We start from the raw sequence: 22,750 nt of genomic DNA on the forward strand, positions 1-22,750 counted from the left end.
CCGCCACGCGCTGCGCGGTCAGAGTTGGACGCGCGCAATCGTGCCGTCGACCGACAGCCGAGTACCGTAGGGCTCCGACAGCGCGGCAAAGCGCTGCAGGATCGCGTGTGCGTGTTCGCCTTCGGCCAGACGCGGGCGGCCGCGGCGGTGTACCGCCTCGCCCAGGCCCAGGCTCACCGGGTGCAGTTCGATGCCGGTAAGGCGGCCGCCGTCGAACTGGCAGACCGGCACCAGGCTTTCCCAGAAGCGCGCATCGGAAGGGAAGCTGCGGGTGTCGTTCTGGGTGCGCTGCAGGAAGACCTTCGATGGCGTCTGGTTGCGGTCTACGCGGAACTGCTCGTAGCTGTCCGCCGGCAGGCGCTCCACCAGCTCGTTCTGGCCGATGAAGTTGCCCAGGCTGTAGAAGATCGGCTTGCCGTTGTAGATCTCCATGCCGCGCAGCAGGTGCGGGCCGTGGCCGACCACGATGTCGACGCCGGCATCGATCATGCGCCGTGCTACCGGCTGGATGAATTCGGCGGCGGCTTCCAGGTTCCATTCCCCGGACGCGTCGTGGCCGAGTTCGTGGGCGTGGATGCTCAGCACCACCACGTCGGACATCAGCCGCGCTTCCTCAACCCAGCGCAGGATGTCGTCCATGTCCTTCTTGCGCGGCAGGGTGCGCAGGCGCGCACTCTCGCCCTGGCGGAACAGCAACGGGGTGAAGGGACCGAACACCGCCAGCGACGGATCGGGAATCGGGTGGGCGAAGCCCAGGTCCACTGCGCCCTGGTAGAGGCGGTCCAGGCCTAGGCTGGCGATGATGCCGCGCATGGCCTCCATCTGCGCACCGTCGAGCTGGTGCACGGTGTCGTAGCGCAGCGGGTTGAGGCCGGGGCGGCCGGGCATGTCGCGGGTCTGCTCGCTGGCTTCCTGGCCTTTGCCGAAGGTGGAGGTGCAGGCCAGCAGCGAGACGGTGCCGGCAGGCTTGGTGCAGTACACCGGGCGGCGGGCTTCCTCGAGATTGCGGCCGGTGCCGGCGAACAGCAGCTCGCGCTTGTCCAGCTGGGCATGGGCGGCGTGCAGGCCGGCAATGCCGTAGTCCAGGCTGTGGTTGTTGGCGGTCGAGAACAGGTCGAAGCCGCCGTCCACCAGCTCGTCGAGAATCCACGACGGCGCGCCGAAGTGCGAGCCGCCGCTTTCCAGCACGGCGTCGCCCTGGAAGTCGTTGGGTAGTACTTCCAGGTTGGTGAAGCTGACGTCGGCACCGCGCAGCAGGTCGAACAGCGGGCGCAGGGTTTCATCGTCACGGCTGTTCAGGCGGCGCTGCAGGATGCTGTCACCGGTCAACGCAATCTTCATGGTCCACCTCAGGGTCAGGGAATCGCTGATGGCGGCGGACTTTAGGGCAATGCGCGGCCTGGGTCGGCTGAATCCTGGGTATCGCGATAGCTGTCGGTTATCACCCGCAGAGCCGCACCCGCGAAGCCTCGCAAGCGGCGAGATGCCGGCGTTTTCATTCTGGCTATGGGCATCACTTTTTTTCAGAAGTCAGCGTTGTGACAGCGCTCTTACCATGCGACCGCCTCCCGGCCCACGAGCCGCGGAGCAGGGGTGGCACGGCTTGCCGTGACCAGCACGATCCAGGCGGAGAGCAGCATGAAAAGAACAATAACCGGCGCCGCAGGCTTCAGGCCGCACGCGCTGGCGCTGGCGACCAGCATGGCCCTTGGCGGGGCATCTTCGGCTCAGGCAGTGAGCTTCAACGTGGGGGAAATCGAGGGGCGCTTCGACTCGACCCTGTCCATCGGCGCGAGCTGGGCGATGGACAGCCCGGACAAGAAATTCATCGGCACGCGCAACGGCGGCACCGCGTCCAGCCAGACCTCCGATGACGGCCGCCTGAACTTCAAGAAGGGCGAGACCTTCTCCAAGATCTTCAAGGGCCTGCACGACCTGGAACTGAAGTACGGCGACAGCGGCCTGTTCCTGCGCGGCAAGTACTGGTACGACTTCGAACTCAAGGACGAGCACCGCCCGCTTTACGACATCGATGACAGTGGCCGTGACATGGCTGCGCGTTCATCCGGTGCGCAGTTGCTCGACGCCTTCGTCTATCACAACTACGAATTCCACGACCTGCCCGGCACCGTGCGCCTGGGCCGGCAGGTGGTGAGCTGGGGCGAGAGCACCTTCATCCAGAACGGCATCAACTCGATCAACCCGGTCGACGTGGCCGCACTGCGCCGCCCCGGCTCCGAGGTGAAGGAAGCGCTGATCCCGGTGAGCATGCTGTATTTCAACCAGGGGCTCACCGACACCCTGTCCATGGAAGCCTTCTACCAACTCGAGTGGGAGAAGACCGTGCCGGACAACTGCGGCACCTTCTTTGGCAGTGACGTGGCGGCCAAGGGCTGCGACATCAACATGGCGGTGAACGGCAGCGACTTTGACCGCGACATCGACGGCACCGGCATCAAGGGCGGCTATGGCTATGTGCCGCGCACCCGCGACCATGACGCCCGCGACGGCGGCCAGTTCGGCGTGGCGCTGCGCTGGATGGTCAACGATACCGAGTTCTCCGCCTACGCGATGAACTACCACAGCCGGACCCCGACCAGTAACTGGGTGGTGGGCAAGGGCGCCCTGGCCGACCCTGTCGGTGGCCTGATCGGGCAGGGCGGCCGCAGCACCGCCAGCTGGTACCTGGATTATCCGGAAGACATCCGTCTCTACGGCCTGGGCTTCAACACCACCTGGGGCAGTACGGCGGTGCAGGGTGAGATCAGCTATCGGCCGAACATGCCCATGGGCATCAACTCCAGCGACGTCTCCGGCGCTGCCACCCTTGGATCGGCGTCCACCAGCGCCCTGGTCAACGCCGGCCTGCCGATCTTCGCCAGCGGTTGGGCGGATTCGAGCTACGGTTCGCTGATCCAGGGCTACAAGCGCATGCCCTATACCCAGGCGCAGATGACCTTCACCAACACCTTCGACCAGATCCCGGTCATCCGTGCCGAACGTCTGACCCTGGTCGGCGAGATCGGCTTCGGCCACATCGGTGACCTGGGCTCCACCGATGGCTCGGAACTGCGCTTCGGCCGCAGCAGCGTGTACGGCAACGGTGAGCTGGCCAGCGCCGGTACTTCGTCCCTGCTGGGCCTGTCGGGCAACGCGCTGTGCGAGAAGGTGGTGAACACCGCCAACCCCGATCAGTGCAACGACAAGGGCTTCTACACCCAGAACTCCTGGGGTTATCGCCTGCGCGCGGGCCTGGAATACAACGACCTGATCGGCGGTGTCTCGCTGCGACCGAACCTGGCGTTCTCCCACGATGTGGAAGGCTACGGCCCGACGTTCAACGAGGGCGACAAGTCGATCAGCGTCGGCGTCGATGCCGAGTACCTGAGCCGCTACACCGCCAGCATCAGTTACACCGACTACTTCGGCGGCGATTACAACGTGAACACCGACCGCGATTTCCTCGCCGTCAGCCTGGGCGTCAGTTTCTGATGCCCGCCAGCTCCAGTCTTGGACCAGAGGTAAAAGCATGAACAACACGCAATGGTTGCAGGCCGGCTGCCTGACGCTGGGTCTGCTCGCCGGGCAGGTCATGGCCGCGGTCGGTGCCGACCAGGCTGCACGCCTGGGCAATGAACTCACCCCTATCGGCGCCGAGAAGGCGGGCAACGCCGATGGCAGCATCCCGGCCTGGACCGGCGGGCTTGCGCCGAACGCCGGCAAGGCCGACGCCGGCGGTTTCCTCGCCGACCCGTATGCGGCGGACAAACCGCTGTTCACTATCACCGCGCAGAACGCGAGCCAGTACAAGGACAAGCTGACCCCGGGGCAACTGGCGATGTTCCAGCGCTTCCCCGAGACCTACCGCATTCCGGTCTACCCCAGCCACCGTAGTGCGAGCTACCCGCAGACGGTGATCAATGCGGCGAAGACGAACGCCACGGCGACCTCACTGGCCGAAGGCGGCAACGGGCTGAACAACTTCAGCATGACCGTCCCGTTCCCGATTCCGCAGAACGGCCTGGAGGTCATCTGGAACCACGTCACCCGCTACCGCAGCAATGCCATGTTGCGCACCACCGCGCAGATGAACCCGCAGACCAACGGTGACTACACCATCAGCTACATGAAGGAGCAGTTCGCCTTCCCGTTCGGGCTCAAGGACTACGACGCGGCGAAGATGAACAACATCCTCTACTACTTCCGCCAGGAAATCCTTTCGCCGCCGCGCCGTGCGGGCAGCGTGATGCTGGTGCTGGAGACCATCGACCAGGTCAAGGAACCGCGCATGGCGTGGATGTACAACGCCGGCCAGCGCCGCGTACGCCGCGCTCCGCAGGTGGGCTACGACAGCCCCGGCGCGGAAGGCATGCGCACCTACGATGACTTCGACATGTTCAACGGTGCGCCGGACCGGTACGACTGGAAACTGGTGGGCAAGCAGGAGCTGTACATTCCCTACAACAGCTTTGCGCTCGACTCGCCGGCGCTGAAGTACGACGACATCGTCAAGCCTGGCCACCTGAACCCGGACCACACCCGCTACGAGCTGCACCGCGTGTGGCACGTGGTAGCGACCCTGAAGCCGGGCCAGCGCCACATCTACAGCAAGCGTGACCTGTACATCGACGAGGACAGCTGGCAGATCGCCGAGGCCGATGCCTATGACGGCCGTGGCAGCCTCTGGCGGGTGTCCGAGGGCCATGCGCGGCCGTTCTACGACCAGCAGTTCACCTGGCTGACGGCAGAGACCCACTACGACGTGCTGTCCGGCCGCTACACGGTGTCCGGCCTGCGCAACGAGGAAAAGAGCAGCTACGACTTTGCGGTGAAGGCCAGCAGCAACGACTTCACCCCCAATGCCTTGCGCGCCACCGGCATCCGCTGACGGCGGGCTTCACTGGCGCTCACCGGCGCTCCGTGTGTTTATCAGCGGCCTTCGGGCCGCTTTTTTTTGCCGGTGATTGGTGTGGGGTGCTTCGTAGGAGCGAGGTTGCTCGCGAACCCCATGGCACGGCACTCCCCTGTAGGAGCGGGCCATGCCCGCGAACCCATCCTTCCACGCAAAGGCAACAGGAAACCTCGCCGTAGGATGGCGTGGAGCGCAGCGATACCCATGCTGGCGATGCACGAAACTCCCGGAGATGCTCGCCGCCAGAATCTCCTGGCAAATCACCCCCGCGACCCACCAGTCCGCCCGCGTTTACCAACCGTTACCCCCGCCGGCCCCGATTTTGCTTTATGGTCCACCCTGTTACCGAACCCGAGCCGACGACCACTCCATGAAGTTGCATCAACTCCGCGCCATCGTCGCCATCTGCGAGAGCGGCAGTATCCAGGAAGCTTCGCGCCTGCTGCACATCTCCCAGCCCGCCCTGTCCAAGAGCATCAAGGAGCTGGAAGCCGAGCTGGGCGTCCCGCTGCTGGTGCGTTCCAACCGCGGGATCACCGCCACCGAGTACGGCGAGCGGCTGGTGCGCCGTGCTCGCCTGGTGGTGGAAGAAGTGCGCCGCGCGCGGGACGAGATCGAGACGCTCAAGGGTGCCATGGATGGCCGCGTGGCCATCGGCGTATCGCCGGTGACGCCCAGCCAGCAGTTCGCCAGTTGTCTGCTGCGTTACCGAAAACGCTACCCCAAGGTGCAACTGCAGATCAGCGAGCTGCGCCCGGCGAAGCTGCTCGAAGGCCTGCGCGAAGGGCAACTGGACCTGGTGCTGACCTCGCAGCCGTCCTCGCGCAATGTCGACGGCTTCCATTGGCAGGAGCTCTATGCCCAGCCCACCACGCTGGCGGTGCGCAAGGGCCATCCGCTGCGCCATGCGCGTTCGCTGCACGAGTTGCTCGACGAAGAGTGGCTGGTCCCCGATTCGCTGGACGTCTCCCTCGCCGGGCAGATGTTCGAGCAATACCAGGTGCGCCAGCCCGAACGCGTCATCGAGTGCGCCTCGGTGGTGCTCTACGCCGAACTGGCGGCCAACACCGACGCGGTGAGTTTCTGGTCGCGGCGGGTGTTCGACCTGCCCATCGTTTCCGGCACCCTCGATGCACTGGACATCGCCGAGACCGTGCCGGGCACTGACATTTCCCTGGTCTGCCGTCCGCCGGAGCTGATGACCCGCGAGGCGCAGACGCTGGTGGATGAGCTGGTCTACGCTTTCAAGGGGCCGCACCTGCGCAAGGCCGATGGCAAGACCGAGTGAGCGCCCACGTCGATAACCAGCCTTGATAAGCATGCGCGAAGGTCATTATTCAGCGCCTCGCGCGTGGGGCATCCTGCCGGCCTAATCAGAACAATGAGCAGGATGCGGCATGAGTCAGCACCCCCTTTCCCAGCACGAAACCGTCGAACGGTTACTTGCATCCCAGGACGTTTTCGCCCGGCTTCGCCGGGATCTGCATCAGCACCCCGAGCTTGGCTTCGAGGAAGCGCGCACCGCCGCCATCGTGGCCGGCTACCTGCGCGGGTGGGGTTACGACGTCCATGAAGGCGTGGGCGGCACCGGCGTGGTCGGTGTGCTGCGCCAGGGCAACAGTGCGCGCAGCATTGGCATTCGCGCCGACATGGATGCATTGCCCATCGACGAAGCCAGCGGCGTGCCCTACGCCAGCCAGCACGCCGGTCGCATGCACGCCTGTGGCCACGATGGGCACACCGCCATCCTGCTCTGCGCCGCCCGCGACCTGGCCGAGCAGCGCAGTTTCGACGGCACGCTCAACCTGATCTTCCAGCCCGCGGAGGAAACCCTGGGCGGCGCCGTGGCGATGATGGACGACGGCCTGTTCGAGCGTTTCCCCTGCGATGCGGTGTACGCGTTGCACAACGCGCCGGGCCTGCCGGTGGGCTGCTTCCTGACCCGTGAGGGCGCGCTGACCGCCTCCTCCGACCGCGTGTCGATCCGACTGACCGGTATCGGCGGTCACGGTGCCATGCCGCACCTGACCAGGGATCCTATCGTTGCCGCCGCCGAACTGGTGATGGCCCTGCAAAGCATCGTCGCACGCAACGTGCCGTCCACCGACGTGGGGGTCGTGACCGTGGGGATGCTGAAAGCAGGGGAGGCGGCTAACGTCATTCCCGACCACGCCGACCTGCGCCTGAGCGTGCGCGCCACCAAGCCCGAAGTGCGTGCGTTGCTCAAACAGCGCATCGGTGAGATCACCCGTGGTGTCGCTGCCGTACACGGCATGGAGTTGCAGTACGAATACGAGGAACTGGTGCCGGTGCTGGTCAATACGCCAGAGGAAACCCGCCTCGCACGCCAGGTGCTGACCGAGCTGGTCGGCCCGCAGCGCCTGCTTTCCGAGGTGCCGTCGGGCTTCCTCGGCAGTGAGGACTTCGCCTGGATGCTCGAGCGTCGCCCCGGCTGCTACATTGCCCTGGGCAACGGCAACAGCGGGCCCAGCGGCTGCATGGTCCACAACCCCGGCTACGACTTCAACGACGCGGCCATTCCCTTCGGCGCGGCCCTCTGGGTGCGGCTGGTGGAAACCTTCCTGAGCACGGGAGCCTGAGCATGACCCGACGTAATGGGGTACTCCTCCTGCTGATGCTGGTGATGGTCATCAGTGTGCTGGACAAGACCATCTTCGCCTTTGCCGGCGCGCAGATCATCGACGAACTGAAGCTGTCGCCGACCGAGTTCGGCTTCATCGGTAGCGCGTTCTTCTTCCTCTATTCGATCTCCGGGGTGCTGGTGGGCTTCCTCGCCAACCGCTTCCCGACGCGCTGGATTCTCGCCGGCATGTCCGTGGTGTGGATGGCCTCGCAACTGCTGGTGGCGCTGTCCAGCGGCTTTGCTGCGCTGGTCGCCGGGCGCCTGCTGCTGGGCGCCGGCACCGGGCCGGGCACCGCAGTGACCCAGCACGCCTGCTTCAAGTGGTTCGGCCCCAAGGAGCGCGTGCTGCCGTCGGCGCTGATCCAGGTATCGATCATGCTCGGTGCGGTGCTCGGCGCGCTCAGCCTGCCGCTGGCGATCCAGCACTATGGCTGGCGTACCGCGTACTTCCTGCTGGCGCTGCTCGGGCTGGCCTGGCTGGTTGTCTGGCTCATCTTTGGCCGCGAAGGCCAGCAGACCGAGGAGGAGGGGCCGGGCTCGTCGCTGCGCCTGCCCTACAGCCGCCTGCTGCTCAACCGCAGTTTCATCTGGATCACCCTGATGGGTTTCCTCAGCTACCTGCCCACTGCGCTGGTCTACAGCTGGGTGCCGGTCTACCTGCAGAAGGGCCAGGGCATGACGCCCATGCAGTCGGGCTACACGGTCATGGTGGTGACGGTTGGAGTGATCCTCGCCAACCTGCTGCTCTCGACGCTGTCGCAGCGGGCGATGAAGCGAGGCGCCTCGGTACAGCGCGCCATGGTGCTGCCGCCGATGGTCTTCGCGGCGGTCGCCGGTGTGGCGTTCTGTGCGCTGACCCTGCTGCACGGCGATCGCCTGGCGATCCTGGTGCTGTACGCCCTGGGCGCGATCCTGGTGAACGTCCTGCCGACCTTCTGCAACACCCTGGTCGCCTACATCGCGCCGAGTGCGCAGCGTGGTTCGATGCTGGCCATTCATATCGGCGGCATGACCAGCGCCGGCATGCTGGCGCCGTGGATCGTCGGCCAACTGGTCGAGTTGCGCGGCGGCGACATCGCCCATGGCTTCGAGACGGCACTCGGCCTGTTCGGCGTGCTCACCGTGGTCTGCGCCATCCTCGGCTGTCGGATCATCGCCCCCGAGCGTACCCGCCAGTCGCTGCAGGGTGAGCACAGCAAAGCGTCGCTGCCCGGTGCTGTCGGCCACGCCTAATACCCATCCGGGGGCCCGCACGGCGGGCCCCGCAACCTCCAATCATCCGGAGCGGTGATGACCCCGTCTGCCTGCTTTTCCCAGAGCTACGCCGAAGCGCGTGGCAAGTTTCTCGCCGCCTGCCTGTCCGCCGGGTTGGTGGTCGAATCCCACCGTCACCCGCTGACTGGCCGCGACGGCGAGCCCCTGGCGCTGGATGTGGCGCGCAGTGGTCCGCAGGATGCGCGCAACCTGCTGATCATCAGCAGCGGCTGCCACGGCGTGGAAGGCTTCTGCGGCTCGGCGGTGCAGGTTGCATTGCTGAACGACCCCGACTGGCTGGAGCAATGCGCCAAGGCCGATTGCGCGGTGCTCTACCTGCACGCGGCCAACCCCCATGGTTTTTCCTGGTGGCGGCGCTGGACCCACGAGAACGTCGACCTCAACCGCAACTTCATCGACTTCTCCCGGCCGCGCCAGCGCAACAAGGCCTACCCGGTGCTGGACCCGATCCTGATTCCACGGCGCTGGCCGTCCTTCGCCAGCCACCTGCGTCTGCTGCGTTACGCCATGCGTCACGGCCGCAAGCAGCTGCAGGCGGCCATTTCCAGCGGCCAGGACAGCCACCCCAACGGCCTGTTCTACATCGGCGCCAAGCCCACCTGGAGCAACCAGGCCGTGCGCCAGGTGCTGCGCCAGCACGCCCGCGACTGCGCGCGCCTGGGCTGGATCGACGTGCACACCGGCCTGGGGCCCAAGGGGCACGGCGAGCGCATCTACGTAGGCGCAGATGATCCGCAGACCCTGGCACGCACGCGCCGCTGGTGGGGGACGGAGGTGACGTCGGCACACGAGGGCGGGTCGGTGTCGGTGCAGTTGCAGGGGCAGATGATTCTCTCTGCCGTCAGCGAGTGCCCGCAGGCGGAGCTGACGGCCATCGCCCTGGAGTACGGCACGCTGCCGGGACTCAAGGTGCTCAAGGCGCTGCGCGCCGACCAGTGGCTGGCCAACAACCCCGGCGTCCCGGCGCAAAAGGCCCGGCGCATTCATCGCCAGCTGCGCAACGCCTTCTACGTCGACGAGGATGGCTGGAAGCGCCAGGTGCTGGAGCAGGCCGGCGAGGCCGCGCGGCAGGCCCTTGCCGGACTGGGCGAGGCTCAGGTGGCGCCGGTGCGCGCGTCCAGGTAGCAGATCGTGGTGCGTCGCGACCCGTTGGGCCGGCGCTGCGGGTCGGCGAAGGTTTCCAGTTCCCGGAAGCCGGCCTTGCGCATCATTCCGGCGGAACCGGGGTTTTCTTCATGGCGCTCGATATAGATGTCGGGCAGGCCACGGGCCACCAGGTCGGCGATGGCGGCGCGCAGCAGGCGCGTGCCAAGTCCGCGACCGGCCTCGCCACGGTGCACCGTGGCCTCGGCGATGTAGGCGTGCTGCGTGCGCCCGTCCCGCTGGAAGCGCCCGAACGCGTCGCTCGGCTGGAAGGTCACCAGGCCGCGCAACCCTTCGCCATCCTCGGCGACCAGCGCCCAGACCGAACCTTCGACGATTCCCTGAAAGTGCTCGCGCACCGGGCCTTCGGGCAGGAAGTTCCAGTCATTGGGGCCGTGCTCGAAGATCAGGTCCAGCATGGCGGGCACGTCGTCGGCGCAGGCGGGGCGAATCAGCAGGTCGGCCATGGTGCTTTCCTTGAAATCGGGACGAACGACTCTAGCCACGGACGATGCCCGGTTGCAGGCACAGTGGTGCAGGAAAACTGTATGGGTGGCCGATCAGCGGCCGGGCAGCATCGGCGTCAGGTGCAGGATGTTCAGCAGGTGCGGAACGCGCAGCGGGTAGCAGGCCTGCAGGCGCACGCGCGCCTCGGAGAGGGTCATCTGACGGGAAAACGAGCGCAGCACGGTCTTGCCCAGGCAATGACCGTCCTGAAAATGCACGAGGAATTCATTCATGGCGAAGCGACAACGAGGAAACACGCACGAGGTGGCGCACAGGGCGCGAATAATAGCGACTTCGGCGCGTTCATCGTTGCCATAAATCATCCTTTGCAGGAACTGTCCGACGGAACGCTCGGTCCGCCACCGGCCGTGCCGACGACCGGTGGTGTCGACAAGGGCTTAGAGCCCGGAAGCATGCTCGTAAGAGTAGTCCAGGCGCAGAACGTTGTAGTCCAGCCGCATGCCGAAGGCGTGCATGAAGAAGGCCTCCAGCTGCAGCTCCAGCGATCGCGAGGTCAGCGTCGCCAGGCGCGCGCCCTGGCGTCGCGTGCGGCGGTTCACGGCGGTGAACTCCTCGTGGACGATGCCCTGGGAAGCCGGGTCGGCGATCAGCCGGTAGCAACTGTCCGGCAGATCATCGCGCTGGGTGGCGCAAAGGCTGAGTTCGGGGTGGCCGTCTGCGTTGGTGATCAGTTCCACGCTACAGCGCAAGCCTCGGTCGCGGGCGAAGCGCGAGGCCTCTTCGAAGGCCGGCAAGGCCTTCTGCAGGACCTGGATCTCGAAGGCGAGGAGGAATTGCTCGTCGAATTCGACGTCCTGGGTGTTCCGGGCTGCCTGGTTCAACATCGCCGGCATCTCCTGTATCGATGAAACGAGAAAACTTTCGTGAGCGAGTCGGGATCGCCAAAGTTTCGTCATCGCGGCATTGCAGGACCACAACGCACACAGTCGGCCAGCAATGCCATTTGCCTGAACGAAAGGCCATCTGACTGAAGCGGCGGAAGACTGTCAACGAGCATTCGTGCATAACGGTGGTCCTCCGCAATAGCCAAGCGTGCATACCGGGGAGGCACGGCGCTCTGCGGCCTCGGGCGGCGTGCCGGACAGCGGTTGTAAAGAACCCGTTACGGATCGAGCCATCACGCCGTCGCGTCGGACAGGCGGCCATGCTCGGAAAGAGGCCACCGGTTCAATCGCCAGCCTGGTGTCGCTGTTCAACTGACACCCCTGTCGGGGCGAAGCGCGAGGAAAGCGCCGCAGCACCGCAAGGAAGACTTGAGCCAGACGCGCAAGGCGCCTACTGTCAGCGGCTGCCCCAAGCCCGGACGTGAAGCGCCCCATGATCGATTTCAACAACGTCACCGCCTACCAGCAGCAAACCCGCGTGCTGGATGGTTTTTCCCTGCACATCGGCGAGGGCGAGAAGGTCGCCATCCTCGGTCCCAACGGTGCCGGCAAGAGCACGCTGCTCAAGCTGATCAGCCGCGAACTCTATCCGGTGGATCGTCCGGACAGCTCGCTGAACCTGTTCGGCCTGCAGAACGTCACGCTCTGGGACCTGCGCAGCCGCATCGGCTTCGTCTCCCAGGACCTGCAGGAAGACTACACGCCCTTCACCCAGGCGCTGGACGTGGTGATCTCCGGCTTCTTCGGGGCCATCGGCAGCCACGGCCACCTGCAACCGAGCCCGGAGCAGGTCGAGAAGGCCCGCGAAATGCTCGCCGCCGTGGAGATGGACGGCTACGCCGAGCGCATGTTCCAGCGCCTCTCCACCGGCCAGAAGCGCCGCCTGCTGCTGGCGCGTGCGCTGATCCACGAACCCCGCGCGCTGATCCTCGATGAGCCGGCCAACGGCCTGGACATGGGCGCCAGCCTGCAGATGCTCACGCTGCTGCGGCGCTTCTGTGGCCCGGAGCACGCGATGATCATCACCACCCACCACCTCGACGAGATCATCCCGGAGATCGAGCGCGTGGTGCTGATCGCCAACGGCAAGGTGGTGGCCGACGGGCCGAAGGCCGAGATCCTGACCAGCGAGCATCTGTCCGCGTTGTACCAGGCGCCGTTGAAGGTGACTGAGCAGGATGGCTGGTATCGCTGCTGGCATGCCTGACCGAGCGCCGGGGCTTCGCCCGACGGCGAAGCCCCGCTTCATCGTTGCCTTGCTCAGGCGCCGCCACGGAAGCAGGAGAGGCCCCACGCGGTGAGCTTGAACGGCAGGTGATAGTGCTGGTGCGCATCGCCGATGCCGAAGCGGTAGATCAGTGCATCGAGAAAGGGCGTGTCGGGCAGCGCTGCACCGGCTTTCCGGTAGAAGTCGGCGACGTGCAGGCGCACCTCGTAGACCCCGCTGCCAAACTGCTCGGCGAGCGCCTCCAGTCCCGGCAACAGGCCTCGCTCATCGATGTAGCCGTGCAGGATCACGCGGCCATCCCGCCGCTCGACGCTCAGCTCCAGCCCCTGCGCGACACGTCCGCTGGCGATGTCGACGACATGGATGGACAGGCCGCCGTTCATTCCCAGAATCCTGCATGGGCCGTCGCGGCTTCGTCCTCCAGCACCGGGCCGTGCACGTCGATCACGCGCTGGCCGCGGGCAAAGACGTCGCGACAGGGCAGGGAGAATGTCGGGTTCTCCGGATGCGCGCCCGTCAGGCCGAGCAGCGAGTGCTCGGACAGCGCGTAGACCACTCGGCCTATGCCGGTCCAGTAGATCGCTCCGGAGCACATGCAGCAGGGTTCGGCGCTGGTGTAGAGCGTGCAGTCGGCCAGTTCTTCCGGGCTCAACAGACGCGCGGCAAGGGCGGCGGCTACCAGTTCGGCATGTTGGGTCGGGTCGCCTTCGGGCGGCATCGAGTTGTTCCCGGCGCTGGCGATCACCCGGCCCTGGGCATCGGCGACCAGGGCGGCGAAGGGATGGCGCCCGCGCTCACGGGACTCCTGGGAAAGGCGGATCGACTGGCGCAGCAGGTCGAGGTCGAGGTCGGACAGGCCGGCTGGGGTGAGTGTGCTGAAGTGAGTCATGGCGATTCCTTGGGCAGTGAAGGTGTGCGTGCGCCCAGGAGCGCCCGCACGGTGGGTCACTCGGTGATGCTGGCCTGGCCGGCGGGTTCGGCGGCAGGGCTCTTGTCGTTGTTGAGCAGCAGGTTGAGCAGGATGGCGGTGATCGCGCCGAGGAAGATGCCGCTCTCCAGCACCAGCTTGAGCGGGCCGCTGGCGTGTTCGAAGAGGGCGGGGAAGGACATCGGCAGCACGCCCACGCTGACCGAGACCGCGACGATGATGCCGTTGCGGGTGCCCTCGAAGCGCACGCGGGAGAGCTCCTGGATGCCGGCCACGGTAGTCATGCCAAACATCACGATGGCGCAGCCGCCGAGCACTGGCGTGGGGACCGCTGCGATCAGCGCGCCGAGCTTGGGGAACAGCCCCATCAACACCATGATGGCGCCGGCGGCGGCAACCACGAAGCGGCTCTTCACGTTGGAAAGGGCAATCAGCCCGGTGTTCTGGGTGAAGGCGTTGTAAGGGAAACTGTTGAAGAGGCCGCCGAGCAGGGTCGACAGGCCGTCGGCGCGGAAGGCGTTGCCCAGGGTGCGCTGGTCGGTCGGCTTGCCCACCAGCTTGCCGATGGCCAGGCAGTTGCCGGTGGTCTCGGCCATGATCACCAGCATCGCCAGGACCATGATCAGGATCGGCGTGAGCGAGAACTGCGGTGCACCGAAGGCCATGGGCGGGCTCAGTTCGAACCAGGCCGCTTCGCCCACCTGGCCGAAATGGGTCATGCCGAAGGCGGCGGCGAGCAGGCTGCCGGCGACCAGCCCGATGAGCACGCTGAGGTTGCCGATGAACCCTGAGAAACGAGCGTAGATCACCAGGGTGATCGCCACCGTGGCCATGCCCAGCAGCAGGTTGGCCGGTTTGCCGAAGTCCTCCGAGCCCGGATTGCCGCCGCCCAGCCAGATGGCGGCGGCAGGCATCAGCGAGATGCCGATGATGGTGATCAGGCTGCCGATCACCACCGGTGGAAAGAACCGCAACATCCGGCTGAACAGCGGCGCGACGGCGAGGGTGATGGCGCCGGCGGCGATCACCGCGCCAAACACTTCCTGCAGGCCGAACTGCTTGCCGATCATGATCATCGGCGCCAGGGCGATGAAGGAGCAGCCCTGGATCAACGGCAGGCGGGCGCCGAAGCGCCAGAAGCCGAGGGTCTGGATCAGCGTGGCGATACCGGAGGTGAGCAGGTTGGCGTTGATCAGCGTGACGATCTGCGCCTGGGTCAGGCCCAGGGCGCTGCCGAGGATGAGCGGCACGGCGACGGCGCCGGCGTACATCACCAGAACGTGCTGCAGGCCGAAGGTGAAGAGCTGCCGCAGGGGCAGGATCTCGTCGACCGGGTGAACGCGGGTAAGGCTCATGTCATGAATCTCCTGAAGGTGCGGCTCTTGTTGTTATTACGGGCGCCCGGAGTGACACGCAGCACAGTGGTCGGGGGCAGCTGCTGCCGATGTCGGGGGAGATAGTCCTGCGAAATAAGCGATGGAACAAATGAATAACCATCGCTAGCATCGATGGATAAAAAGGGGGGATCAGCCATGCGCTTTTCGCTGGAGCAGTTGCAGGTGTTCGTCACGGCGGTCCAGGCCGGGTCCTTTTCCGCGGCCGCGCGGCGCCTGGGGCGGACGCAATCCACTATCAGCGCGGCGATCGCCAATCTGGAGACGGACCTGGGCGTGGAGCTGTTCGACCGCTCCAGCCGTATCCCGGCACTCACCGCGGCCGGCCGCAAGCTGCTGCTGCAGGCAGAGGCGGTGCTGGAGCGCTGCTACGCGCTGGAGGGCAGCGCCGACAGCCTGGCGGAACAGGTCGAGCCCTCGCTCACCCTGGCCATCGAGGTGCCCTATGGCTCGCTGATCCCGGTGCTGCGCGAGTTCGACGCGGCCTTTCCCTTCGTCGACCTGCTGATCCGCCACCCCGTGCATGGCGATGTCAGCGAGCTGGTACTCAAGGGCGACGCAGACCTCGGAGTGGCGTTCTCCCAGCCGGAGTATCCGCAGGAGCTGGCCTTCCAGCAGTTGGGCAAGCTGATCATGGCCCATGTCTGCCATGCGCGGTTCGCCCTGGCCCAGCGCGAGCGGATTGGCTTCGCGGACCTGCACGCCCACCGGCGCCTGGCGTTCGTCGCTCATGCGCACAAGCTTCCCAGCAGTGAATACCTGCGAGCCGCGCAGGTCTGGCAGGCGGAGAGTTATCTGGCGCTGGTGGAAATGGTCCGTGCCGGTCTCGGCTGGGCAACCCTTCCCCGGCAACTGATCCAGCGGGAGCTGGCGGCGGGCGAACTGGTCGAGTTGCAGCTGGAGGCCTATCCGCACACGGACTGGCTGGTGGGCGTCGATCTGCTCTGGCAGCGTCGACGCCGGCCGGGCAAGGCCGAGCGCTGGCTGCGCGAGTGCCTGCAACGCAGCAAGGTGTTCGAGCTGGATCGGCGAGGTGTGCCCACGACCTTGTGAGGGGGATGGCACGCCGCTTGGTCTGCTGGCTGGCGCTCGTCAAACCGCTGCGCGTTTTCGCGGCAGGACGGACGAGGCGACCCCGAGCAGCAGCAGCGCGGCGACGAGCCCATACGGCGCGCGGCTGTCGACCTGGTGCAGCAGGGTGCCCAGCAGCGGTCCGCTGATCATGCCCAGCCCATGCACGGCGACCAGGCTGCCGGCGGCGGCGCCTTGCTCGTCGGCTTCCACAGCGTTGGCGTTGAGCGCCGAGACGGCGGGGAAGACCCAGCCCATGCCGGCGGCGGCGACGAAGCAGGAGGCATAGAGCATCCACGGGGCCACGGCGAAGCACACCGTGGCGAAGCCCAGTGCGGAGACGCTGCCGCCTACGCCGATCAGGCGCAGCGGCGCCCAGTTCAGCTTGCGCACGAGCATCTGCGCGCAGATCAGCGCCACGCCCACGGACGTCAGGGCAATACCCGCAACGCGGGCGGCGTCGGCGGGTGGCAGTTGCAGGCGGTCGAGGGCGAAGAAGCCGACGGTCATCTGCGCCACGGTCACGCAGACCATGGCGATGAAGCCCAGGGTCAGCGAGCGGCGCAGGCGCTTGTCGCTGATCGCCAGTGCCGGACCTTTGCGCTGCTGGGCGCGTTCATGGTGCGGCAGCCACTTCCACAGCATGCCCAGCGCCAGCAGCGGCAGCAGGCTGGTGAGCAGCAGCGGCAGGGCCAGGCCGAGCATGGCCAGCAGGCCGGCGAAGCTCGGGCCGACGACCATGCCGACGGCGCTGGCGGCACCCAGCCCGGCCATGGCCGAGGCGCGCTTGTCTGCGCTCACATGGTCGGCCACCAGTGCCGCCGAGCAGGCTGGCACCGCGGCATAGAAACCGCCTGCCAGGCCACGCAGCGCGACGATACCGATGAAGGCTGGCAGCGGTGACATCGAGGTGTTCAGTGCCAGCGCCATGAACCCGCAGAGCAGCGCATAGGTCATCGCGAAGCCGGCCAGGCCGCGGAGCAGCACGCGGCGGCGGCCGAGGCGGTCGCTGGCGATGCCCCAGACACGCGCCATGAGCATCCAGGCGATGCCGCCCATGGTCACCGTCATTCCCGCTTGCCAGGGCGCCAGGCCCAGGGTACGCGCCACCGGGCCGATCAGCGCGACGAAGGACATCACCGCCACCGTGCAGACGAAGGTTTCGAACATCAGTGGGCGCAGGTTCAGGGTGGGCGCCTGGGGTGGCATGGCGGTCATTTCGTGGTGGGCTCCTTGGGGCGGCGGGGCATTCGTATCCATACAAGGACGAGCAGGAGCAGCGGAACACCAAGGGAAATCCACGACAGTACGTCGAAAACCCCATCGCCCAGCAGCGCCGAGAGCAGCCCGAAGGTGCTCAGCACGGCGAGCGCCAGAGGCCAGCGGAAGATCATCCAGAGTCCGCGCCTCATGCCTTGCCCTCCGTCGCCAGGCCGCCGGAGTCCAGTTCCGCCAGGCGTTTCTCGATGGGGGTGCGACGGCGCCCAAACCACAGGTACAGGCCGCTGGCCAGGATGACGATGCTGACGATGTCCAGCAGCGCCCAGACGATCTTCAGCGACATGCCGCCGTAATCGCCGAAGTGCAGCGGCTGCGACAGCAGCAGGGTCTTCACGTACAGCGGCATCTCGCGCATGTCGGTTAGCTCGCCGGTTTCGGCGTCCACCAGGGCGGGTTTGAGCAGGCGTTCGGTCAGCGGCGTATTACCGCGCATGAACACGGCGTAGTGGTGCTTGCTGCTGAACTGCGTGCCGGGGAAGCCGACGAAGCTGACCTCCATGTCCGGCGCCGCCTTGCGCGCGGTTTCGATAGCCTTGTGCAACGAGCCGAGCTGCTCCAGCGGCGGCGCGTCCTTGTACGGCGCGGTCATTTCCGCCAGCTGGCCGCCCTGCCAGAGCATGAGGATCGGCAGTGCCAGGGTGTTGATCACCCCGGTGACGCCCACCACCAGCACCCAGGCGAGGGTGACGATGCCCAGTACGTTGTGCAGGTCCAGCCACTTCAGCCGCGAGCTGTGCTGCGAGCGCACGGTGGCGAAGTCCAGCTTGCGCATGAAGGGCGTGTAGACCACCACGCCGGACACGAGCGAGGCCACCAGCAGCAGCCCCATGAAACCGAGGAACAGGTAGCCGGGCAGGCCCATGAACAGGTCGGTGTGCAGCTTGAGCATGATGTGCATGAAGCCGCCCGGCGGCGGCAGCGCGTCGAAGAACTCCGCGGTGCGTGCGTCGAACGGCTGCACATGGCCGTCCTCCGGTGGCGGCACCAGGGTTGGCGCGGTGATGACGCCGCCCAGCGGATCGTCCTGCTCCCAGTAGACGAAGCGCACCACTTCGCTCGGTCGTGCCGCCAGCGCGCGGGCGACCACATCGTCGTAGTCGATCTTCGGCGACTGTTCGGTGAGCGGCTTCAGCTCCGGGTGCGGCTCGAAGGTGCGCTCGATCTCTTCGTGGAAGATCAGCGGCAGGCCCGTGAGGCAGAGCATCAGCAGGAATACCGTGGAGATCAGGCTGGTCCACTTGTGCACCAGGTACCAGGTACCAGGTGCGGAGGGCTTTGGCGGTCATCGTCAGGCTCTTTCTTCGTTAGAAGTCCACGCTTGCGGACAGCTGCAGGGTGCGACCCTCGCCCAGGTACAGGTACCCGGCGGTGGAAGTGCCCCAGTAGTCCTTGTCGAACACGTTATCCAGGTTGGCGCGCAGGACCACCGGCTTGCCGAGGGTCTCGAAGCGGTAGCGCGCGCCCAGATCCAGGCGCCACCAGTCCGGGATGCTCAGGCTGTTGGCCTGGTCCACGTACTGCTCGTCGGTGTAGATCGTGCGGGCGGTGACGGACAGCCCCGGCACCTGGGTGATGTCGTACTCGCCGCCGAGGCTCAGCTGCTTGCGCGGCACGCCGATGCCATTGTTGCCGTCGTACTGGCCGTCCTGGGTCCTGGTCAGCTTCGCCTGGGTGTAGGACGCGCCGCCGAGCAAGTGCACACCCTCAGTGACGTCGCCGAACAGGCTCAGCTCCAGGCCACGGTTGCGCTGTTCTCCGCCGCGGGTGAAGCGGCCGTTGTCGTTGACGCTGCTCGGGCGTTTGATCTCGAACGCGGCCAGGGTCGCGCCGAAACCATCCCACTCGCCCTTGATGCCGACTTCCTTCTGCTTGGAGACGTAAGGCGTGAGCATCTCACCGGCGTTGCTGCTGCCGATGGGGGCGGTCTCGCCCGGGCTCAGGCCCTCGATGTAGTTGGCGTAGAGCGAGATGTTCTCCCACGGCTTGGCCACGATGCCGCCCATGGGCGTGGTCTTTTCCTCGCCATAGCCGGCGCTCGCCGGGGTACCGACGTTCATCTCGAAGTTCTGCGACTCCACGCGCTGCTTGCGCGCGCCGAGGCTCAATTCGACGCGGCCGTCGAGGACCGACAGGGTGTCGGCCAGCGCATAGCTGGTGAGGGTTTGGGCGGTGTATTTCTGCACGTTCTTCGGGTAGTCGTCGGTGCTCGGCGTGCCACTGTAGGCCGGGTTGTAGAGGTTCGATGCGCGCGACGGGAAGGCGGTGTAGAGGAAGAAGATGTCCGAGTTCTGCACCACGCGGGTCGCGCCGACGTTCAGTCTGTGCTCCACCGGGCCGGTGCTGAAGGTGCTGCGCAGGCCCGCTTCGGCGGAATGCGAGCCAACGTCGTAGACCTGCCAGGCCGGGCTGGAAACGAAGTCGCCAGCGTCGCCCATCAGTACCGGGTTGCCGGCCAGCGCGTCCATCTCACTGCGTCGGTCGCCTTAGCCGGCGTATCCGGTCAGCCAATCGGTGAGCTCATATTCGCCGCGGAACACCAGGGTCCGATCGACCATCTCGGAATCGCCGTAGCCGGGGTAGTTCAGGTCGTTACCCGGAGCATGAGGAATCTTCGTCACGCCAGGGCCGACGGAGAACTGGCGGACCACGTTGGTGAGGTCTTCGCGTTGCCAGATGTAATCGGCGGACAGGCGCAGGCGTTCGCCGGCATAGTCCAGGCCGAGGGAGCCGAGGCCGTCTTCCAGTTCCTGCTTGTCGAGGGTGGTGTCGCCGTTGCGATACACGCCATTGAAGCGCACGCCGAATTCGTTGCCCTCGCCAGAGCGCCGGCCGACGTCGACATGGGTGCCGAACACCGAGTCGGACAGGTAGTCCATGGTCACGCGGGTCAGCGGTTCGTCGCCGGCGCGCTTGGTCACCAGGTTCACCGCGCCGCCTACGTTGCCGCTGGGCGGCATGCCGTTGAGCATGGTGCTCGGGCCCTTGACCACCTCCACGCGCTCGGCCATTTCCACCGGCACCCGGTAGAACGGCGCCAGGCCGTACATGCCGTTCAACGCGACGTCGGCGCTGACCACCGGGAAGCCGCGCAGGGAGAAGTCTTCGTTGAGGTTGGTGCGTGCGCTGCCGATCTGCGCCGAGGGTTCGTTGCGCAGCACATCGGCGACACTGCGTGCCTGCTGGTCCTGGATGGTCTTCTCGGTGTAACTGGTGATGCTGAAGGGCGCATCCATCAGGTCGGTGTTGCCCAGCCGGCCGAGACGCCCGCCACGAGCCACCTGGCCGCCAGCGTATTCGGCGGGCCGGTCTTCCGGGCCGGCGGCCTGGCCGGTGATCAGCGACGGCTGCATCTGCAATGCGTCGGGGCTGGGTGAGCGGACCAGGGTGAAGGTGCCGTCCCCGCGCTGCTCCAGCTCCAGGCCGCTGCCCTGCAGCAGGCGCTCCAGGGCGCTGCGAGTCGAGTAGTTGCCGTTCAGGCCTGGGCTTTGCGTGCCGTCAGTGAGCTCCGGGTCGAAGGACAAGTGCACGCCGGTTTCGCTGGCGAACGACGCCAGGGCATGCGCCAGCGGGCCGGGGGCAATGCTGTAGCTGCGTACTTCGCTGGCGGCCGGTGCAGCGATGACCGGCGCTGCGACGGCGACCGCGAGGGATAGGAGGGCGGTGCGTACTGCCAGGGAAAGCGAAGCGGGTTGTGTGAGTCTGCTGGACATGGACGGGGGTACCTTCGCGCCTCTGCGGGCTTCGTGTCGGGAGATGTTCCCCTGTTGCCAGCTCAAGTGAGAAAAGGTCTCACTTCATTTGGAATTATTTTCATCAATGCATGGGGGCAGTCGTCAGACTGCTGCCAGGGAGATCCAGAAGTCCGTTACCCGGCGGATTCGCAGGGGGTAGGTAGCTAGCAGCATCGAGAGCGCGAGGTTGCTGTCCAGCAACGGGAAGGCCCCGGACACCGCCAGTTGCGCCACTCCAGCTTCGCAGCGCAGCACGCCGCGGCGATAACGACTCAGTTCGCCCAGCAGTGTTTGCAGGGGCATGCGGTCGGCCATCAGCATGCCGTGGGTCCAGGCATCCGGGCTCGCTGAGGGGGGGAGCTGCGCTGACAGTTGCACCGAATCCCCGGCACCCAGCCATTGGTTTGCACCGTACAGCGGTGCCACTTCGACACGCCCATGGAGCACGGAAATACTGGTCGTGGCATCGCTCTGGCGCACGTTGAAGCGCGCCTCGCGGGTATTAATCCGGCCTTCGCGGGTCGTGATCAGGAACGGCCGGCTGTCCGCGCGCGCATCGAGGAGGATCTCCCCGCGCAGCAGACGCACCAGGCGCTGCGCCGGAGTGAAGGCGATGTCCACCGTGCTGTCGGTGTTGAGCGTCAGCAGGCTGCCATCGGGCAGCGGCAACTTGCGCTGCTCGCCGACTGCTGTGTGCTGGTCGGCGCTCCAATCCTGCCAGGGTTGGGTCCGCCAAGCGGCCAGGCCGACCGGAGCGACGGCCAACAGCACGGCCAGTTGCTTGAGGGCGCGTCGGCGATCCAGCGTGCGTTCGCGGCCCAGTGTCGGCATCGCCAGCGCCGGAGGCAGGCTGCCAAGGTAGCCCAGCAGACGTTCGGCACGATCCCAGGCTCGCGCGTGCTGCGGGCTCTGGCGTTGCCAGTCGACGCAGGCGCGTCGATTTTCATCGCTGGAATCGTGCTGCAGGCGGACCAGCCAGTCTGCCGCCTCGTCGAGGATGCGCGCTGCGATCGGCTCGGCGGCGCTCATTCCATCAGTTCCAGGCAATGACGGACGGCCTGCTGCATATAACGCTTCACCGACCCCAGGGATACGCCCAGGCGCTCGGCGATGGCCTCGTACTTCAGCCCCTCGATCTGCGCCAGCAGGAAGGCCTGGCGCACAGGCTCGGGCAGGCGGGCGAGGAGGGCATCCACCTCGTGCAGGGTTTCCAGGACGAGGTAACGTTGCTCCGGCGAGGGCGCCAGCTCTTCGGGCAGATTGGCGAGCGCTTCGAGGTAGGCGCGTTCCAGCGACTGGCGCTGGAACCAGTTGATCATCAGCCCCTTGGCCATCGTGGTGAGGTACGCGCGCGGCTCGCGGGCATCCAGCACCCGGCGTGCGCCGAGCAGGCGGGTGAATGTGTCCTGGGCCAGGTCGGCAGCCTGTTCATGGCAGCCCAGGCGACGACGCAGCCAGCATTGCAGCCAACCGTGATGGTGCTGATAGAGCTCGCTGACGGCGGTGTGGAGGGGAGCGTCGACCGAGGGCATGGCAGAACTTTTATCATTTGAGAATGCTTCTCATGAAAGTGGCTGTCGTGGGGCGCTCACAAGCCCGGCCAAGAACAAATCACCGCGAATGGACCCTGACCCACCGGTAACCGTGAAGGACGTTGATACTCGTCATGCCTTTTTTCGGGGAATACGGACATAAATAATTCAGAATTTTCACGCAGCAAATTACTTCTTG

The 22,750-nt window shown here is 66.2% G+C and carries 21 protein-coding genes and 1 pseudogene; 8 read left to right on the forward strand and 14 right to left on the reverse strand.

Translation table 11 applies throughout. From position 1 onward, the window contains the following. Positions 1-18 precede the first annotated feature (18 nt). Positions 19-1,341, reverse strand: coding sequence for a CapA family protein (locus tag AC1ZV1_RS13900; protein WP_484297250.1), 1,323 nt, complete (start codon positions 1,339-1,341; stop codon positions 19-21). Between the two features lie 297 nt (positions 1,342-1,638). Here AC1ZV1_RS13900 and AC1ZV1_RS13905 point away from each other — a divergent pair, with 297 nt between their 5' ends. The 6 genes from AC1ZV1_RS13905 (at position 1,639) to AC1ZV1_RS13930 (ending at position 9,956) form a co-directional block, all read left to right on the forward strand. Further along, on the forward strand, positions 1,639-3,492 hold the full coding sequence (locus tag AC1ZV1_RS13905; protein ID WP_484297251.1) for a DUF1302 domain-containing protein: 1,854 nt from the start codon (positions 1,639-1,641) through the stop codon (positions 3,490-3,492). Positions 3,493-3,529: 37 nt separating this feature from the next. After that, on the forward strand, positions 3,530-4,888 hold the full coding sequence (locus AC1ZV1_RS13910; RefSeq protein WP_484297252.1) for a DUF1329 domain-containing protein: 1,359 nt from the start codon (positions 3,530-3,532) through the stop codon (positions 4,886-4,888). A 394-nt stretch (positions 4,889-5,282) separates the two neighbouring features. Further along, entirely contained in the window at positions 5,283-6,200 is a 918-nt protein-coding gene (locus tag AC1ZV1_RS13915) for a LysR family transcriptional regulator (protein ID WP_484297253.1), read from the forward strand. 109 nt (positions 6,201-6,309) lie between these two features. After that, the gene (locus AC1ZV1_RS13920) at positions 6,310-7,512 is read left to right on the forward strand and encodes a M20 aminoacylase family protein (RefSeq protein ID WP_484297254.1); all 1,203 of its coding nucleotides are present in this window, start codon (positions 6,310-6,312) and stop codon (positions 7,510-7,512) included. Positions 7,513-7,514: 2 nt separating this feature from the next. Beyond that, a complete protein-coding gene (locus AC1ZV1_RS13925; protein ID WP_484297255.1) occupies positions 7,515-8,789 on the forward strand; it encodes an MFS transporter in 1,275 nt (424 codons plus the stop codon). Positions 8,790-8,846: 57 nt separating this feature from the next. After that, the gene (locus AC1ZV1_RS13930; protein ID WP_484297256.1) at positions 8,847-9,956 is read left to right on the forward strand and encodes a M14 family metallopeptidase; all 1,110 of its coding nucleotides are present in this window, start codon (positions 8,847-8,849) and stop codon (positions 9,954-9,956) included. Here AC1ZV1_RS13930 and AC1ZV1_RS13935 read toward each other — a convergent pair. The 3 genes from AC1ZV1_RS13935 to AC1ZV1_RS13945 all read right to left on the reverse strand — a co-directional run bounded on the left by AC1ZV1_RS13935 (position 9,926) and on the right by AC1ZV1_RS13945 (position 11,326). After that, positions 9,926-10,441, reverse strand: a complete 516-nt coding sequence (locus tag AC1ZV1_RS13935; RefSeq protein ID WP_484297257.1) for an N-acetyltransferase family protein — start codon at positions 10,439-10,441, stop codon at positions 9,926-9,928. The two genes, AC1ZV1_RS13930 and AC1ZV1_RS13935, sit on opposite strands and share 31 nt — an antisense overlap. A gap of 93 nt (positions 10,442-10,534) precedes the next feature. Further along, entirely contained in the window at positions 10,535-10,714 is a 180-nt protein-coding gene (locus AC1ZV1_RS13940; protein ID WP_024762799.1) for a hypothetical protein, read from the reverse strand. A gap of 165 nt (positions 10,715-10,879) precedes the next feature. After that, on the reverse strand, positions 10,880-11,326 hold the full coding sequence (locus AC1ZV1_RS13945; protein ID WP_484297258.1) for a hypothetical protein: 447 nt from the start codon (positions 11,324-11,326) through the stop codon (positions 10,880-10,882). Positions 11,327-11,819: 493 nt separating this feature from the next. Here AC1ZV1_RS13945 and AC1ZV1_RS13950 point away from each other — a divergent pair, with 493 nt between their 5' ends. Then, positions 11,820-12,593 carry an ABC transporter ATP-binding protein gene (locus AC1ZV1_RS13950; protein ID WP_484297259.1) on the forward strand — a complete coding sequence of 258 codons (774 nt, stop codon included), beginning with the start codon at positions 11,820-11,822 and terminating at the stop codon, positions 12,591-12,593. Between the two features lie 53 nt (positions 12,594-12,646). Here AC1ZV1_RS13950 and AC1ZV1_RS13955 read toward each other — a convergent pair whose 3' ends face one another. Genes AC1ZV1_RS13955 through AC1ZV1_RS13965 form a run of 3 tightly spaced genes read right to left on the reverse strand, consistent with a single transcriptional unit; the run spans position 12,647 to position 14,897 of the window. Further along, complete coding sequence (locus AC1ZV1_RS13955; protein ID WP_484297260.1) at positions 12,647-12,997, reverse strand: hydroxyisourate hydrolase; 351 nt, start codon at positions 12,995-12,997, stop codon at positions 12,647-12,649. Then, entirely contained in the window at positions 12,994-13,503 is a 510-nt protein-coding gene (locus AC1ZV1_RS13960) for a nucleoside deaminase (protein WP_484297261.1), read from the reverse strand. The genes AC1ZV1_RS13955 and AC1ZV1_RS13960 overlap by 4 nt, the downstream gene beginning before the upstream one ends. A 56-nt stretch (positions 13,504-13,559) precedes the next feature. Continuing rightward, a complete protein-coding gene (locus tag AC1ZV1_RS13965) occupies positions 13,560-14,897 on the reverse strand; it encodes a nucleobase:cation symporter-2 family protein (RefSeq protein ID WP_484297262.1) in 1,338 nt (445 codons plus the stop codon). Between the two features lie 177 nt (positions 14,898-15,074). Here AC1ZV1_RS13965 and AC1ZV1_RS13970 point away from each other — a divergent pair, with 177 nt between their 5' ends. After that, positions 15,075-15,989, forward strand: coding sequence for a LysR family transcriptional regulator (locus AC1ZV1_RS13970; protein WP_484297263.1), 915 nt, complete (start codon positions 15,075-15,077; stop codon positions 15,987-15,989). Positions 15,990-16,028: 39 nt separating this feature from the next. Here AC1ZV1_RS13970 and AC1ZV1_RS13975 read toward each other — a convergent pair whose 3' ends face one another. The 7 genes and pseudogenes from AC1ZV1_RS13975 to AC1ZV1_RS14005 form a co-directional block, all read right to left on the reverse strand. Further along, positions 16,029-17,225 (reverse strand): MFS transporter, encoded by a 1,197-nt coding sequence (locus AC1ZV1_RS13975; RefSeq protein ID WP_484297264.1) that lies wholly within the window; start codon positions 17,223-17,225, stop codon positions 16,029-16,031. Beyond that, complete coding sequence (locus AC1ZV1_RS13980) at positions 17,222-17,419, reverse strand: hypothetical protein (RefSeq protein WP_484297265.1); 198 nt, start codon at positions 17,417-17,419, stop codon at positions 17,222-17,224. Before AC1ZV1_RS13980 ends, AC1ZV1_RS13975 begins: the two co-directional genes overlap by 4 nt. Next, positions 17,416-18,574, reverse strand: a pseudogene (locus tag AC1ZV1_RS13985) (PepSY-associated TM helix domain-containing protein). The gene AC1ZV1_RS13980 and the pseudogene AC1ZV1_RS13985 overlap by 4 nt, the downstream one beginning before the upstream one ends. Before the next feature lie 18 nt (positions 18,575-18,592). After that, a complete protein-coding gene (locus tag AC1ZV1_RS13990) occupies positions 18,593-19,753 on the reverse strand; it encodes a TonB-dependent receptor (RefSeq protein ID WP_484297266.1) in 1,161 nt (386 codons plus the stop codon). A gap of 18 nt (positions 19,754-19,771) precedes the next feature. Further along, the gene (locus AC1ZV1_RS13995; protein ID WP_484297267.1) at positions 19,772-20,998 is read right to left on the reverse strand and encodes a TonB-dependent receptor plug domain-containing protein; all 1,227 of its coding nucleotides are present in this window, start codon (positions 20,996-20,998) and stop codon (positions 19,772-19,774) included. Between the two features lie 123 nt (positions 20,999-21,121). Beyond that, positions 21,122-22,048, reverse strand: coding sequence for a FecR domain-containing protein (locus AC1ZV1_RS14000; protein ID WP_484297268.1), 927 nt, complete (start codon positions 22,046-22,048; stop codon positions 21,122-21,124). Next, a complete protein-coding gene (locus AC1ZV1_RS14005) occupies positions 22,045-22,551 on the reverse strand; it encodes a sigma-70 family RNA polymerase sigma factor (protein ID WP_484297269.1) in 507 nt (168 codons plus the stop codon). Before AC1ZV1_RS14005 ends, AC1ZV1_RS14000 begins: the two co-directional genes overlap by 4 nt. Positions 22,552-22,750 lie beyond the last annotated feature (199 nt).

This window comes from Pseudomonas sp. BB438, from assembly GCF_057180225.1.